The 15,066-nt window shown below is 58.2% G+C and carries 15 protein-coding genes and 1 riboswitch; of the genes, 6 read left to right on the forward strand and 9 right to left on the reverse strand.

The window, feature by feature from the left end; all coding sequences use genetic code 11:
- Positions 1–58: 58 nt before the first annotated feature.
- Positions 59–1,852: a hypothetical protein gene (locus ACYQ15_RS02695; RefSeq protein WP_459935983.1), complete on the reverse strand. Its 1,794-nt coding sequence runs from the start codon at positions 1,850–1,852 to the stop codon at positions 59–61.
- 351 nt (positions 1,853–2,203) lie between these two features.
- Here ACYQ15_RS02695 and ACYQ15_RS02700 point away from each other — a divergent pair, with 351 nt between their 5' ends.
- The 5 genes from ACYQ15_RS02700 to ACYQ15_RS02720 all read left to right on the forward strand — a co-directional run bounded on the left by ACYQ15_RS02700 (position 2,204) and on the right by ACYQ15_RS02720 (position 8,815).
- Entirely contained in the window at positions 2,204–3,271 is a 1,068-nt protein-coding gene (locus tag ACYQ15_RS02700) for an efflux RND transporter periplasmic adaptor subunit (RefSeq protein ID WP_459935984.1), read from the forward strand.
- 474 nt (positions 3,272–3,745) lie between these two features.
- Complete coding sequence (locus tag ACYQ15_RS02705) at positions 3,746–4,018, forward strand: hypothetical protein (protein WP_459935985.1); 273 nt, start codon at positions 3,746–3,748, stop codon at positions 4,016–4,018.
- Positions 4,011–4,421 (forward strand): type II toxin-antitoxin system VapC family toxin, encoded by a 411-nt coding sequence (locus tag ACYQ15_RS02710; protein WP_459935986.1) that lies wholly within the window; start codon positions 4,011–4,013, stop codon positions 4,419–4,421. Before ACYQ15_RS02705 ends, ACYQ15_RS02710 begins: the two co-directional genes overlap by 8 nt.
- A gap of 191 nt (positions 4,422–4,612) precedes the next feature.
- Entirely contained in the window at positions 4,613–7,750 is a 3,138-nt protein-coding gene (locus ACYQ15_RS02715; RefSeq protein WP_459935987.1) for an efflux RND transporter permease subunit, read from the forward strand.
- A gap of 195 nt (positions 7,751–7,945) precedes the next feature.
- Positions 7,946–8,815 carry an Rpn family recombination-promoting nuclease/putative transposase gene (locus ACYQ15_RS02720; protein WP_459935988.1) on the forward strand — a complete coding sequence of 290 codons (870 nt, stop codon included), beginning with the start codon at positions 7,946–7,948 and terminating at the stop codon, positions 8,813–8,815.
- A 257-nt stretch (positions 8,816–9,072) separates the two neighbouring features.
- Here the strand turns inward: ACYQ15_RS02720 and ACYQ15_RS02725 are convergent, their stop codons facing one another.
- The gene (locus tag ACYQ15_RS02725; protein ID WP_459935989.1) at positions 9,073–9,486 is read right to left on the reverse strand and encodes a PIN domain-containing protein; all 414 of its coding nucleotides are present in this window, start codon (positions 9,484–9,486) and stop codon (positions 9,073–9,075) included.
- Positions 9,487–9,491: 5 nt separating this feature from the next.
- Positions 9,492–9,746, reverse strand: a complete 255-nt coding sequence (locus ACYQ15_RS02730; RefSeq protein ID WP_459935990.1) for a hypothetical protein — start codon at positions 9,744–9,746, stop codon at positions 9,492–9,494.
- A 112-nt stretch (positions 9,747–9,858) separates the two neighbouring features.
- Between ACYQ15_RS02730 and ACYQ15_RS02735 the strand changes: the two genes are divergently transcribed.
- The gene (locus tag ACYQ15_RS02735; protein WP_459935991.1) at positions 9,859–9,990 is read left to right on the forward strand and encodes a hypothetical protein; all 132 of its coding nucleotides are present in this window, start codon (positions 9,859–9,861) and stop codon (positions 9,988–9,990) included.
- Between the two features lie 118 nt (positions 9,991–10,108).
- On the opposite strand, the gene ACYQ15_RS02740 is transcribed toward ACYQ15_RS02735, so the two are convergent.
- From ACYQ15_RS02740 to ACYQ15_RS02765, 6 genes are all read right to left on the reverse strand, one after another.
- The gene (locus ACYQ15_RS02740; protein WP_459935992.1) at positions 10,109–10,378 is read right to left on the reverse strand and encodes a DUF6364 family protein; all 270 of its coding nucleotides are present in this window, start codon (positions 10,376–10,378) and stop codon (positions 10,109–10,111) included.
- Between the two features lie 141 nt (positions 10,379–10,519).
- On the reverse strand, positions 10,520–11,158 hold the full coding sequence (locus tag ACYQ15_RS02745; protein WP_459935993.1) for an energy-coupling factor ABC transporter ATP-binding protein: 639 nt from the start codon (positions 11,156–11,158) through the stop codon (positions 10,520–10,522).
- Positions 11,155–11,919, reverse strand: coding sequence for a cobalt ECF transporter T component CbiQ (gene cbiQ / locus ACYQ15_RS02750; protein WP_459935994.1), 765 nt, complete (start codon positions 11,917–11,919; stop codon positions 11,155–11,157). The genes ACYQ15_RS02745 and cbiQ overlap by 4 nt, the downstream gene beginning before the upstream one ends.
- A gap of 174 nt (positions 11,920–12,093) precedes the next feature.
- The gene (locus ACYQ15_RS02755) at positions 12,094–12,681 is read right to left on the reverse strand and encodes an Ig-like domain-containing protein (protein WP_459935995.1); all 588 of its coding nucleotides are present in this window, start codon (positions 12,679–12,681) and stop codon (positions 12,094–12,096) included.
- Positions 12,675–13,301, reverse strand: a complete 627-nt coding sequence (gene cbiM / locus ACYQ15_RS02760) for a cobalt transporter CbiM (protein ID WP_459935996.1) — start codon at positions 13,299–13,301, stop codon at positions 12,675–12,677. Before cbiM ends, ACYQ15_RS02755 begins: the two co-directional genes overlap by 7 nt.
- Entirely contained in the window at positions 13,288–14,310 is a 1,023-nt protein-coding gene (locus tag ACYQ15_RS02765; RefSeq protein WP_459935997.1) for a sirohydrochlorin cobaltochelatase, read from the reverse strand. Before ACYQ15_RS02765 ends, cbiM begins: the two co-directional genes overlap by 14 nt.
- Before the next feature lie 120 nt (positions 14,311–14,430).
- Positions 14,431–14,648: riboswitch (cobalamin riboswitch) on the reverse strand.
- Positions 14,649–15,066: the final 418 nt, after the last annotated feature.

A 15,066-nucleotide genomic window follows, 5' to 3' on the forward strand; every position in this document is an offset into this window, starting at 1 on the left:
TTACTTTTCAAGTCAATATTGAAATTTTATAAATTCAACGAATTGCTGTCAAACAGGTTCAGCCGGGTTTGCGTTGTGTCGTGCGCAGGGCTTCAAAGCCATCCCCCTGGTGAACCGTAAGCTGATTGAAGGGGATTACCCAGCCTCGTTCGTTGCAGACCTGTACGCAGGCCTTCTGGATGGTGCGGCCGACGGCCCAGTACGAACCTGCCGCACTGCCGTTCATCATCACGTAGATCAGGTAGTCCAGAGACGATGATCCGGCTGCCGTGAAATCCACAAATACTGATTCCACGCTCTCCTCGAACGAACGCTGCAGAGCCTCGGTTACGGCGGCGTCGAAAACTTGCGGGACTTCATCCAGGCAGATGGCCTGGTGCTGGTAGTCGATGCCGAAGGTCACGGCGAAGCCGAATCCGTTGCGGGAGAGGTTGCGCGGGGAGGACCCAAGGAAGGCGCCGGTGGAGAAGGTGCGGACCGATCCGACGTGCTTGACTTGGACAACATCCGGGGTTTGGAGCATGACCTGGCCGTAGGTGCCGTCGGAGAGCATCACGAAATCCCCTTGCCGGGTGGGAAACCATGGCTCATCCGGCTCGTCCGGACGAGAGACCATCTCGGACAGTTCCGCGAGGGGGCGGCGCAGAATGCCGCCTTGCAGTTCCGGATTGACCAGCGTGGAGTACATGTTCAGATTCTTGATCTCCCAGGGCACGCCGTTCAGGATGATTCGTTCTCCTTCCCGGACCGGCCCCATGTCCAGCAACATCCGGACTTCGGTCATGAAACGAGGCAGATAGGTTCTGGAACCGACCGCTATCAGCACGAGAATGATCATGGCAAAACCAAGCAGCAGCCAGTCTCCGGAAACATAGAGCACAAGAAGCAGAACGCACAAGGCCGCGAGCACGGAAAACACCTGGTAGCCGACGGTCATCAGGCGAGCGTAGGGCTTGCGTTTTACGGGCGGCTGGCTTCCTTTTCCGCGCTGAAAGACCCTGGGCAGGGTTTGCAGCAGGAACCAGATGCCTCCGGTGGCGACAATCGCCAGCAGCAGGATCAAGCCTCTGCCCTGGACAAAGGACAGCAGACCCTGATGGAGCATGCTCCAGAACGTATCCTGCTCTTCCCGCAATTCCTTCAACTGGAAATTCAGCAGTTCAATTTCCAGCAGCAGGTCTGACCTGCGCTGAAGCCATGACTTTTCCAGGGCTTGCAGCCGCTGCAGAAGTTGCTTGTCCTCGACCGCGGCACTGACAGAGGCAATATTGGCCAAAGCTCTCTCGACCGCGTTCAACCTGGCCTGATCCTGCGCGATTTGGCGATTCAGTCGTTCAATGGTGCGTGGCGTTTCGGTGAAGCCTTTGATCTGTTCCAGAAAGGGTTCGATGATATCAAAGAGCTCTTGTTGCCAATTGAAAGGGAGATCGGGTTCGTCCTTGAAGATGTTGCTGTCTATGCCACCCGTGGCAATGGATTCAAAAGCGATTCTGGAGGCCTGGATCAACCGTTCCAATTCAGCAATGTCCGCTTCCAGTTCGGCTCGTTCGGAAGCTGTTTCGGCAGTGGCTACCTGAAGTCGCAGTTCGTTGAGGTGCTTGCGCCGTTCTTCAATGGACCGGGCTATGCCGGCCAATTGGGCGCGCGATGTCTCCAGTCTGTTGTCCAGGTTCTGAATGACGGCAGGCTCCTCCGTGGGTTCGACTGGCGCGGGCTGGGTCGGCGCCTCGTTCAGGATGGCGTCGGAGTTTTCACGTGCTTCGGCGATTGACCGCAAGCCCACGATGAGAAACAACGCCAGTGCTGACAGCAGGAGCAGGTGGAATGGGCGCAATGCCCTGGGTATGGTCATGAGGCTTCTCCTGAGATTGATTCGTCAAAAAGATATGGTTGATCTTGTATGGCGCATGGCGCGATGAAAGCTGTTGCACTTTGCAGGATATGGCAACCCCACGGGATGTCTGCAACGGATGCCATTGCTGTTCTCGGCTGTCGGCGGTTTCGTGGGATCATTTGGCAGCAGGAAGGATGTGGTAAAACAAAGAGATGTGATGGAAGTGGCGCTTGAACATGATTGGTGAAGAGAGTACAAACTGGGAAAAGTAGTTGACAAGGCAATCAACTCTTCCCAATTACCTCACCGTTTTCATTTTCGCAACCATGATCTTTTTTTAGAATAAACCAATCCCCGAGGGGGACCTGTATGTGCCTGTATACGATAGTTAAAGACTCACCCCTGTTCCGGGTAATGCTGCTGTTCGTAATGAGCATGGCTTTGCTGGGCGCATGTTCCGATTCATTGGGTGATGCCCCTGACATGGCTACGAGTCTTCCTCGTAAAGTGAATGTGGTCGTCAAGGAAATATTTCCGACAGAAATCAGGGATGCTGTTGTTTTGCCCGGCACGGCGGATCCCTGGTTGAGCGTGGACCTGGCCGCGGAAACCGCCGGCCGGGTCGAGAAACTATCCGTGCGTGAAGGAGATCGCGTTACTTCCGGACAGATTCTGGCGCAGGTCGAGGTTACGGCCCTGGCGGCCGGCAGGGCGCGAGCCAAGGCGGCGTTTGATCTGTACGAGGAACAATTGCGCCGGCGGGAACGCCTGTTCCAGGACAATATTATTTCCGAGGAAGAGCTGGACCAGGTTCGCAGCGGAAAAGTGCAGGCCCGGGAGGAGTTGCGCCAGGCCGAAATCGAATACGGACGCGGGCTTGTGCGGGCGCCTGGGAGCGGGCGGGTGAACAACATGCGGATCGAGGTCGGCGAGTTCGTGGATCGGGGGCAGGTGATCATCGAACTGGTGGATATCGAGAAGATCAAGGTTCAGGTCCAGGTTCCGGAGATGGATGTTCGGTTCCTGAGCGTCGACCAGCCGGCCGCGGTGATTGTGGACGCCTTCGCGGAGCAGACGTTCTCCGGGGTGATCGACTTCATCGCCTACCGGGCTGATCCGGCGACCAGGACCTTCCGCACTCAGGTTGTGGTGGAAAATCCCGAGGGCATAATCCGCCCTGGAATGATCGCCCGGGTGATGTTCGTTCGCCGGGTCATTCCGGATGCCGTGACCATCCCCCTGTCCGCCCTCATCGACCGGGGAGGGGAGCGGCTCGTCTACGTGGAGGAGAACGGCGTTGCCAAAGCCCGCAACGTCTCCATCGGCGTAATCGAACGCGACCGCATCCAGATCACCCAGGGACTGGAACTTGGCGACCGCCTGATCGTGGCCGGCCACCGGGAGGTGGAGGAGGGGACGGCGGTGGTGGTGCAGTAGTTGGATAACTGTTCAGAGGTTGGTGCATAAAGTCCCTTGGGACGAATTCAATTCCCCAAGGTCTTTCGGCAACTTCCTGTTTTTACAGACCACAAGCCACAAGTCACTGACCACTGCCGAGTGCAAAAAGCACTTTTTGCACTCGGCTCTGTTCAATGCTCAATAATCCGCGGCAATCAACGGATTAAATCCTGGGAGCGCCGCACCCCAGTGCGGCAACGAAATAAGACGCCAAGAACCAAGTTCCGGCTGGAGCGTGGCCCCTGTAGCTGAATAGTTACGGCGTTTGATGCATTCTGATTGCAAGAAAGTTTGCGGGGATTACGTTATAATCTCTTTGTTGCCCGTGAGGGGCTGGTCGGTGTTGCACTTGGTTCGTCGGGGCAGGGAACCAAAAGACGTCGAGTTTACAGGGATATCCGAAATGACCCAGCGGTCTGGAGGTTTTTTCACCGGATTTTCAGGAGGCAGTTTATGGCTGAAATTACATTTGAAACCGTTGTATCTCCGAAACATGAACTCTGTTTCAATCTGCCGACATCCTTGCCGGTGGGCAGCGTCATTCGCGTCACGGTAGAAGCGATTGAAAAGGACTTGCATGCACCCCATTTTATCCCTCAGTCGGAACTGGGTCGTAAGTTGTTGAAGGCACGAGAGGAAAATGTTCATGACGGTGGCAAGCTCATGGATTGGGATGAAATAAATGAAGAAGTACGTCGTCGTCGTGGCGGTCTGACGGATGAGTAAGCGGCGGACATATGTTGATGCCAACCTGCTCATTGCAGCGTGGCGTGGCAAGGATGAAATCGCTGCGAAGGCACTGGGCATTCTGGATGACCCGTTCCGGCTGCTTATAGTGAGTGAAGCTTTATGGCTGGAAGTCATGCCGAAACCAATATTTCAAGAAGAATATCGGGAAAAAGCATTTTATGAAGCCATTTTTGCACACGCGGATCTATGTCCATGGAAAACAAATGTCTTGAAGTCTGCTCAAGACCTTGCACAGCGGTATGGCCTCGCAGCAATGGATGCAATCCATATTGCCACTGCGATAGATGCAGGAGCCGACGAATTCATATCTGGAGAAAAACCAACGAAACCGATGTTCAAAATCAAGGAAATGAAGACAATATCCTTGCGGAGCTCTTAACTCGATAACCTGAGAGTTTCGGTTCTCATCCTGCCTGCTTGGCAAGCAGGATAATTTTTGTTCTCAGTTAACCACCTGAGATACAAGGTTAGTTTGAGCCATTCCCATGATCCCGCTCAAATTCTTACGCAACGTTTCTTTGCGCATTTGCTTCGGGAACTTCATTATTACCCAACAACGAGAAGCTTGTTATGATCGTCAACACCTGGGCCTTGCGGCGACAGGCTACGGTTCTGACCCTGCTGGTGATCCTGGTGATCGTCGGCGTTCATTCTTACTTGACCTTGCCTCGGGAGGCCTTCCCGGACATCACCATCCCATATGTTTTTGTAACCACCACCTATGAGGGCGTGGCGCCGGAGGACATGGAGAAGCTGATCACCATGCCCATCGAGCGCAAGCTCAAGGGACTGGCCGGGGTGGAGGAGATGCGGGCCAGTTCGGCCGAGGGGCTGTCCACGGTGGCGGTGAAGTTTATTCCCTCGGTGGACATCGACGACGCCCTGCAGAAGGTCCGGGTCAAGGTGGACCAGGCCAGGGCGGATCTGCCGTCGGACCTGGAGGACGATCCGGTGGTGGAGGAGGTCAATTTTTCGGACATCCCGGTGATACGTGTCGTCCTTTCCGGACCCTATTCCCTGGCCCGGCTGAAGACCTGGGGCGAGGATCTCAAGGACCGGATCGAGACCATCCCCGGTGTGCTGAACGTCCTGGAGAGCGGTGGGCTGGAGCGGGAAATTCGGGTCGAATTCGACCTGGACCGGATCCGGGCCTATAACGTGCCCTTTTCCAGCATGATCCAGGCCGTGACCCAGAGCAACGTGAACATGCCCGGCGGGAGCATGGACATCGGCGAGACCCGTTATCTGGTCCGGGTGCCCGAGGATTTCAAGCACCCCTCTGAAATCTTCTCCATCGTGGCCTTTGTCCGCGACGGAAAGCCGGTCTATCTGCGGGACGTGGCCCGGATCGAGGACACCCACAAGGATCCCCTGACCCGCAGCAGGATCAACGGTCGCCCCAGCGTGACCCTATCCGTCCAGAAGCGCAGCGGCGAGAACATTGTGCGCATCTGCGACGAGGTGCGGGCCATGGTGGCCCAGGCTCTGCCGGATCTGCCCCCGGATCTGCGGGTGGACATCACTTCGGACATGTCCGAGGACGTCCGTGAAATCGTTTCCGAACTGGAAAACAACATCCTTTCCGGCCTGATCCTGGTGCTGGCCGTGATCCTGGCCTTCATCGGCGGCAGATCGGCCATCTTTGTGGCCCTGGCCATTCCCTATTCCATGTTCATCGGCTTCGCCCTGCTGGCGGGATTCGGGATCACCTTGAACATGGTCGTGCTCTTTTCCCTGATCCTGGCCCTGGGCATGCTCGTGGACAACGGCATCGTGATCGTGGAGAACATCTACCGGCACATGCAGGAGGGACGTCCACGTGAGGTGGCGGCGCGCATCGGCACGGATCAGGTGGCCTGGCCCGTGATCACGGCCACCCTGACCACGTTGTCCGCGTTCATCCCGCTGCTGTTCTGGCCGGGCATTGTGGGCGAATTCATGAAATTTCTGCCCAAGACCCTGATCATGGTCCTCTCGGCCTCCCTGTTCATAGCCCTGGTGGTCAACCCCGTGCTTTCGGCCCGTTACCAGGTGGTGCGTCGGCCCAGAATCCGCGATGGGGAAGATCCTGACCAGCCTGTTCGGGAAGTCTGGGTCAAGAGGGCCTATCTGCGTTTGCTGGAATGGTCCCTGCGGCATCGCCTGATCGTCCTGACCGTCGCGGTCCTGCTGCTGGTCGCGTCCACTGCCGGGTTCGGGATCTGGGGCAAGGGAGTGGAATTCTTTCCGGAAACCGATCCGAACCGAGCCTTCGTGCATATCCGGGCGCCGGAAGGCACCAGTCTGGACGCCTCTGACCGGCTGGTGGCCCAGGTGGAAGACATCGCCATGGAGTACGAGGACATCAAGTTCGTGATCGCCAATGTCGGCTCCGCCGGCGGCGATCCGTTTTCCGCGGGCGGGCCGGGCACCCATCTGAGCCGGGTGGCCCTTGATTTTGTTGATTTCCATGACCGTTCCCGTTCATCCACCGCGGTCCTGGACGAGATCAGGGAGCGCGTTCTGACAGCCATTGCCGGAGCCGAGGTCCAGGTGGAGGCCGAGGAGGGCGGGCCGCCCACCGGGCCGCCGGTGAACATGGAGATCAGCGGCCGGGACATCCATGTGCTGGGTGAACTGGCCGCCCAGGTGCGCCGGACCATCCGGGACATTCCCGGCCTGGTGGACCTCAAGGACAATTTCGTGCACGGGAGGCCGGAAATCCGGATCAACGTGGACAAGGAAAAGGCCGCGTTGCTGGGGCTGGACACCTACACCATCGCCTATACGATCAAGGCCGCGGTGGGCGGTGTGCGCGTTGGGGTTTTGCGCGACGACCGGGACGAGTACGACATCACGGCCCGGCTGCCGGAAGAGTCCCGGAATTCACTGGAATCCCTGAAACGGCTGACGGTTTCCGGTCCCCATGGCGAGCCGATTCCCCTGACCAGCGTGGCCAATGTGGAACTGTCCAGCGGGGTGGGGGATATCATGCGCCTGAACCAGCAGCGGGTGGTCACGGTCTCGGCCTCGGTCTCCGGGCGGCTGGCCAACGACGTGCTCAAGGACATCGAGCAGCGTCTGGCCGGGTTCGAATGGCCGCGCGGCTATTCCTACCAGTTCACCGGAGAGCAGGAAGAGCAGGCCAAGGCCCAGGAGTTTCTGAGCAAGGCCTTCATCGCGGTGCTGTTTTTGATCTTCCTGATCCTGATCACCCAGTTCAACTCCATCATCCCGGGCCTGATCATCCTGGCCTCGGTGCTCTTCTCCCTGATCGGCGTCTTTTTCGGCCTGCTGGTCACGGGCACGGCCTTCGGGATCATCATGACCGGAATCGGCGTGATCAGCCTGGCCGGAGTCGTCGTGAACAACGCCATCGTGCTCATCGACTACTACATGCAGCTTCTGGCCCGGGGCATGGAACGCACGGACGCCCTGCTGCGCGCGGGCATGGTCCGCTTCCGGCCGGTGATGCTCACGGCCATCACCACCATCCTGGGCCTGATGCCCATGGCCACGGGCGTCAGCTTCGACTTCAAGACCTTGTCCTGGAGCATCGGCGGCGAATCCGCCCAGTGGTGGGGCCCCATGGCCGTAGCCGTGGTCTTCGGCCTGGCCGTGGCCACGCTGCTGACCCTGGTGGTGGTCCCGGTGCTGTGTTCGCTGTCCAAGAGCCTGCCCAAGGTGGCCCAAGGGCTGTATGGGGGGAGGGATCAGGAGCCGGTGTAAACTGATCTGCCCCGCGGACGAGGCCGAGGCAACCCTCTCCATTGTTTCACGCAGGGGGTGCAGAGGGACACGAAAGGGGACACCAACGAAAAGGTTTGAAATCTTTGTTTTTATCTTCTATCGTTGCGTAACTTCGCGAACTTTGCGAGAGGGAAGGAAACGGACAAGGTGCCACGACGTGGAAAGGAGATGGCCATGATGACTCCCCAGACTGATCGCTATGTCAATTTTTTTACGGACTACGGGTTCAAGCGGCTTTTCGGCGAGGAGCCGAACAAGGATTTGCTGCAGGATTTCCTGAATGAACTTTTGAAGGAAGAACAGGGCAATATCGTCAATCTGACCTACCTGAAAGACGAGAACCTGGGCGGCACGGATATCGACCGGCGGGCAGTATTTGATTTGTATTGCGAAAACGAGAAAGGGGAAAAGTTCATTGTCGAACTGCAGAAAAGCAAGCAGAATTTTTTCAAGGACCGCAGCATTTACTACGCCACGTTTCCGATTCAGCAGCAGGCTATTCGTGGAAAGACGTGGAACTTTGAACTGAAAGCAGTCTACACTATTGGCATCCTGGATTTTGTTTTTGACGAGGACAAGGACAATCCTGAGAAATACAGATACGACGTCAAACTCCAGGACATCGAGACGAACAAGATTTTCTACGACAAGTTGACCTTCATCTACTTGGAAATGCCAAAATTCAACAAGGACGTCGACGAACTCAATACCCGCTTTGAAAAATGGCTCTTTGCAATCAAAAATCTTGATCGTCTGGACAAGGTTCCTGATGCCTTGCGGGAAAAAATCTTTGAAAAATTTTTTGAAGTAGCCGAGATTTCCAGGTTTACCAGGGAAGAAATTATCAAGTACGAAGCAAACCTCAAGTACTACCGGGATATGAAGAATGTTCTGGATACGGCGCGGGAAGAAGGACGTGAAGAAGGACGGAAAGCGGCGACTTTGAGATTGGCCGGGAGCCTGCTGGATGTTCTGGATGATTCGACCATTGCCCTGAAGACAGGGTTGACCGAGCAGGAAGTGGCAATCTTACGGCGAAAATGAGTGGCGGGCGTAACTGCTCAATAACTCCGGGCCACTGACCCACACAAAAACACCTGGACCCCGGCCTGCGCCGGGGTGACGACTGAGAGAACTCGCTATCGAGGCACTCCATTCCGTCATACCGGCGCAGGCCGGTATCCAGGCAGCACGGATCCGCGGTGGTTGGTGCCCTGCCTTATTGAGCAATTACTGGCGGGCCAGGTGGGCGCGCAGGACGTTCCGGGTATCCGCTCGGCCTTGCAGCCCGGGTGGAGCAGTCATAAAAAAGGGTTGTGCAAGCGCATTCCGTCAATCACCTGATCGTGTTGCAGATCTTCGGTGAACAGGGTTTTCGCCCCCCCGGACAAGGCTGCCTCGATGATCATCGCATCCCAGAACGATAAGCGCATGCATCGGCTACGGGCAATACCTTTGAGAACCAGTGCAGCATCGTTGGCTATCACCGGCAGGCTGGCAAGGACGGTCACGACTTCCGCGGCGGCTTGCTCATCCAATGGTCGCGCAAGCTTGCGGGTCGCGGTCACATGGAACTCTTGCAAGACTTGTGCGCTGACAATGGCCCGGCCAGCCAGTGTTTCTGTCTGGAACAGCTCTCGGGCCAGGGTGCGTTTGGCCGGGGCATCCCTGTCGAACATGTACACCAGAATATTGGTGTCGAAAAAAGAACGCATGGTTGCTATCGTTCCGCTTGACGATTTACGCGCCTTTCATGCAGTTCTTCCCGGCTCCAGGTTCGGCCGCCGCGACCGGACTCAACCGTATCGGCTATGTTCAAAATTTTTAGTACCGCGTCATGGCGATGAAGCCTGGTTCCCGCGTAACACTCCAGGTATTCCCGCAGTACCGCGTTGACCGAAGTATCCTGCTCCAAAGCCCGTATCCTGGCCCTTTTCAATGTATGCTCGTCCACCGTGATCGTCAGATTGCCCATTTCCGCCCTCCAGTTGTTCTGGTATCGCGTTACGCTGAATCCGTGTAGCACGGGCCATGGGTTTGATCAATAAGCATGGACAGCTTATGCCGCTCTCAGCGGCGAGAACATCGTGCGCATCTGCGACGAGGTGCGGGCCAAGGTGGCCCAGGCTTTGCCGGATCTGCCTCCGGATCTGCGGGTGGACATCATTTTCGGACATGTCCGAGGACGTCCGGGAAATCGTTTCGGAACTGGAGATTAAAGGTAACTACTCAGCTCATCCGTGAAAGATCTGACTGGATACCGGCCTTCGGCGATATGACTTAACTTGCAAAGGATGTGGCATGATACGTCATTCCGGCGAAAGCCGGAATCCAGTTCTATGAGTGACCACAGAGTATGTGCTGAATAGTTACCTTTTTTTCCAGATATCTTCGGTATTCGTTTTCCTCTGCCGGTTTTCCCTTCAAAGCACCCTTGAGGCTCTTCACCACCGGAGGAAGGGGTTGATCATTTTCAATCCTTTCGTTGCGGATTATTTCAAAGAGATCGGCAACAACCCTCGATACGGATTTTCCCGTGCGGGCAGCGTGTTTCTTGGCCGAAACAATCAACTCCTCTTCCAGGCGCAGGGTCAGTTTCGTATTCATGCTTTTCCCTCCTGACGTATATCTGGTTTCAGGAAGTACGTCGCGTTGTTGGATGTGTCAATTACCGCGATTTCCATGACCGGTTGTTCTCTGGACTTGCTACTGCAAGGTATCAAGCGCGAAAAGACCGATTCAGCCCATTCAGATTGCAACAACGCGATCAGTCAAGGCACTCAGGAGTTGCTGGTCGTGGCTGGCGATGACCATGGCGCAGGGGGTGGCTTGCAGAGCTTGGAATAACAGTTGGCGGGAGTCCGGGTCCAGGTCATTGGTGGGTTCATCCAGGAGCAGGGCCAGGGGGCGCATGACCAGGACCGTGGCCAGGCAGACCAGGCGTTTCTGGCCACCGGAGAGGGTGTGGGGCTGGTGATGGGCGAGGTGGGCGAGGTGCAGGCGGTCCAGCATGGCCAGGGAGGCATCCTGAGCCTCGGATTGCGAGAGCCCCAGGTTCAGCGGGCCGAAGGCCACGTCCTCCAGGACCGTAGGCGAGAAAAGCTGGTCGTCGGGGTTCTGGAATACCAGACCGACCAGCCGGCGCAGGCGGGCGAGGTCCTTCGGCGTGCGCACCGGCCGTCCCTGAAACAACAGGCTGCCTTTATTCAGTGGGACAAGACCGACCAGGCTGAGGAGCAGGGTGGTCTTGCCGCTGCCGTTGGGTCCCATGAGACCGATGCGCTCTCCGGGCAGCAGGGAAAAATCGAAATCTTTCAGTACGGGGTGGGTGCTTCGGGGATACTGGACCTCGGCATCCTGCAGCGCCAGCAGAGGGGCATCGCTCACCAGGGCCACCGGTCGTGCAGGCTGATGAGCAGCGGCGGGATGCACAGACCCAGGGCAGGGTAGGCGTCGGCCCGATTCCAGGGAGGCGCGGACAGGAGGCGGAACTGACCGCTGAATCCGCGCAGGAGCATGGCTCCGTGGATGCGCTCGGCCCGGGCCAGGCTGCGCAGCAGGGTCTGGCCGAGGAGCACGGCGTAAGTCCGGTAGGTGTGCAGGCTGCATCGGGGATGAAAGCCACGGGCAAGAACGGCACGGTGCAGACGCTGGAATTCTTCGAAAACCAGGAAAATCTGCCGGAAGGTAAATGCCAGGAGCAAGGTCATCTTGCGGGGCAGGCGCAGACTCTGCAGGGCCTGGGCCAGGGCCGGCACGCTGGAGGTGCAGGCCAGGGCCATGAAAATCAAGAGCAGGGCATTGCCTTTCAGGAAGATGCGCAGCGCCAGGGACAGGCCATCGTGGCTGAGTCGAGGCAAGGATTCCAGTGGTTGGCCGGGGTATGTGAAACCGAGAACCAGCCCCAGGACAAGGAAAAAGACGTTGACCGGCGCCAGACGGAGGAGCACGGAGCGGATTTTCAGTTTTGCCAAAAGGATCAGCACCACGGCGAAAAGCAGCGCGGCCAGGGCCGCGGCATGTCCATGAATGGCGGAAACCGCCATGAGACAGATGCCCGTGGCCAGGATCTTGATCCGGGCGTCCATGCGGTGGAGCAGGCTTTGGCCTTGACTGAAGGTTTCGCTGATCAAATTTGCTTGTCGCAAGTTTTGCGCGTTTTTTGGGGTTTGTGGCTTGGCTACTTGGTGCGAGTTTCTGCCGTGAAGTTTTTCTGGAGGCGTTACTCCGTTGCCGCACTGGGGTGCGGCGCTCCCAGTGCGGCGCTTTTTGAGCTTGTGCCCTTGCTTGCCGCGCGTTTTGAGCGGTTGCGGCGAGGGTTATTAGCGGCGCAGGAGCCATGCTCCCAGGCTGGCCAGGCCGATGATCCAGCCGATGCCGCCGATGATTTCCGGTATGCCGGGCCCGGCCTGTTGCAGGGCCAGGATGTCCCGGCGCAGGGGGGCTACTTCCTGGCGCACTGCGTCCTGTACCAATTCCCGGAGCAGAGTCTCGTCCAGGTCGGATATCCGCGGCTGGGTTTGCTCCGCATCCTCCGTCAGCGCGGAAATTTCCGTTCTGTCAGCGCTGACGGCAGGCAGCAGATCCTCGGCGGGGATTGTCTGCCGGGCCACGTGACCGGCGCCGTCGGAGGCGGTGACCAGGAGTGGTGCTCTCCGGTTCAGAACTTCCGGTGGGAGAGTGATCTCAAAGAAGCCCTGTTCATCCGTGGCGCCGGTGAGGAGTGTTTCTCCGCTCACCGCATCGTCGACGATGATCTGCATTTTCGAGGCATACTGCCCCGTGCCGAAGGCCGCTTCGGCCATGAGCCGGTCGCCCTGGACCCAGGCGATGAGCAGCAGCTTGTGGCCAAGGCATGGGTTTGCGGTTCCCAGCAGCAGGAAAATCAGGATCAGAAAGCGGGTCAGCATGGCAGATCTCCGGCGGAATGCGCGGGCGTGGTCAGCAGGTCCGGCCTGGTTCGGCCGAGAAGCGCGACGACGAACATGGTCATGGTTCCCTCGATGGCCGCAAGCGGAAGATGGGCGAGCACGACAAGTTTCGCCGCGGTGAGGAACCCTTGATCCGTCAACGTCAGGGCTGCACCCGTCAGCAGGGCGGTGCCGAGGACGGCGCCGGTTCCGGCAGTGAAGCTCGCGGCCAGAGCAAATGAGCCGCCCCGGGCCAGGCATCCGCGCAAGGCCAGACCGCACAGGATGGCTGGCAGAGCCACGGTGCAAGTGTTCACGCCCAGGACCAACAGGCCGCCGAACTGGAAGAGCAGGGCCTGGAGCAGAAGGCCGGTGAAAATCACCGGAAACGCGGCCCAGCCCAGGAGCAGCCCGGCCAGCCCGTTGAGCAGCAGGTGCACGCTGCCCGGCCCCAGGGGAACGTGGATCAGGGAGCCGATGAAGAAGACCGCGGCCAGGGCCGCGGCCATGATCAGGCGCTGTTCGTCCAGCCGGCGCAGACCGATCCAGAGGCCGGTAACGGTCGTGGCCGCGCCCAGGGCGAGGACCGGAGCGGAAAGTATTCCTTCAGCAATGTGCATGTTTTTTGCCCTGAGTAACGGGGCAGCCGGCATGATCGCCCAGATCCAGTTCGGACACTGCGATATCCAGGTGGTCCAGCCAGATGGACTGGAAATTCGGACATTCGATGGTTCCGGGAAGATGTTCGCGGACATCGAAACCGGCGGAGCGAAGCTGGTTGCTCCAGGAGCTGGAATGGTCGCCGAACATGTCCTTGCGGACATGGTAGCCGGAAACGGTCATGAAGGGCAGCAGCCAGACCGTGGACACGCGAGTCTGCCGGAGCTGGGCGATGATGGCGTCAATGCCGGGTTCTCCCATCAGCAGGCCCATGAACAGCAGAGGGTGCTGCTCCTGGATTTGCGCCAGAAAGTCCAGGTAGCGCCGCTGGCCATGATGATAGGTGCCGTGGCCGACAAGAATCACGGCCTCATCCGGCTTGCGCCGGGCGGGGATGAACTCCGGCAGCGCGGCCGCGGCCCGGAGCAGGTCGGCGTCCTCGTTGAGCATCGGCGTTCCGACCCGGACCTGGTGAAATCCTTTACGGGGATGTTCGTAGGCCTTGGCCAGGCTATGGGTCCAGAAATACTCCACCCCGGGAATTGTATGCAGCGACTGCACCGCCAGATGGGTCACCCCGCTGTCGTGCAGTCGGCTCAGGGCCACGGCCACACAATCGTGGGGCAGGCCGCGGGCCGCCAGTTTGCGGCGGACCTTGTGGGCCGTGAATGCCCAGGCAATTGGGATGTCCGGATAACGGGCCCGAACCCGGGCCTCGAAGCTGTCGTAGGCCTTGCGCGCCGGAATGATGGTGGTGCCGAAGGTGGCCAGCAGAATGCCCGGACGTTTGGGGCCGCACGGGGCCTCGGGACCGTGGTGGTGGCCATGATCATGGTCGTGACTGTGATTATGGCCGTGGTCGTCATGGTGGTCATGCGGATGCCCGTGGCCATGGCATTCGTGGTTGCAGCCGAGTTCGCAACCGTGACCGTGGCCGCCATGGGCGGGGGCGTGGGGATCGAAATGCATCAAAAACTCTCCGGTGGAGTAAAGTGGATCGAGAGGAATCGAAAAGATGAGCAGGAGTCTCGGCGCGGGACCATAAGCAGGAGCGTGGCGGGACATCCCCTCAACGGCAAACACCCGTTGCCTCGGGGCTTCATGCAGGCAGGTCTTCTGGCTTTCCAGGGCATGGGCCTTTCGTCGTTTCCCGTTCGCCCGGTCTGCACCGGAAGACGGGGTGGACGAAAATGAAACGACGATTCGTTGTTTGGCGGCCTGGAATTACAGCGGCGGGTCCGCTCCGGCTTTGCACCGGATTCCCTTTTCATCTCCAAAGCGGAGACACCAGCATGTCTTGGATGCTTCGTATCTCTGGATTGTTTTGGAGTCAAATCCCAGATACCTCCATTCCTCTCTCAGCCTCAGTCCCAGTCGAAATCGAAATCGTAATCGCAATCGCAATCGCGTTGGCATTCGTGTGAACGGTGATTCAGAATCCCTGGGACCGGCGCACCCCAGTGCGGTACGTAATTGCCCTGTTCGTTGGTACCGGGAAAAGCGTCTGAATGGTTCGATTGCGTTTTCGATTGCCATTTCGATTGAAGCGAGAATTGACTGTTGCAAGTGGGGAACTTGACCCTTGGAGGAAAATAACGCTAATTTGCATGTTTTGCCAGCCAAGGATCTCCAGTGCATCCCTGATTCATTCTTCTTGCCATCTTCTGCCTTGCCGCCATCGGATTGTGCCGAAGGGCGGCGAGGTTTTCTTTTTTGACAGTTTAC

It is taken from the genome of Desulfonatronum parangueonense (genome assembly GCF_054656975.1).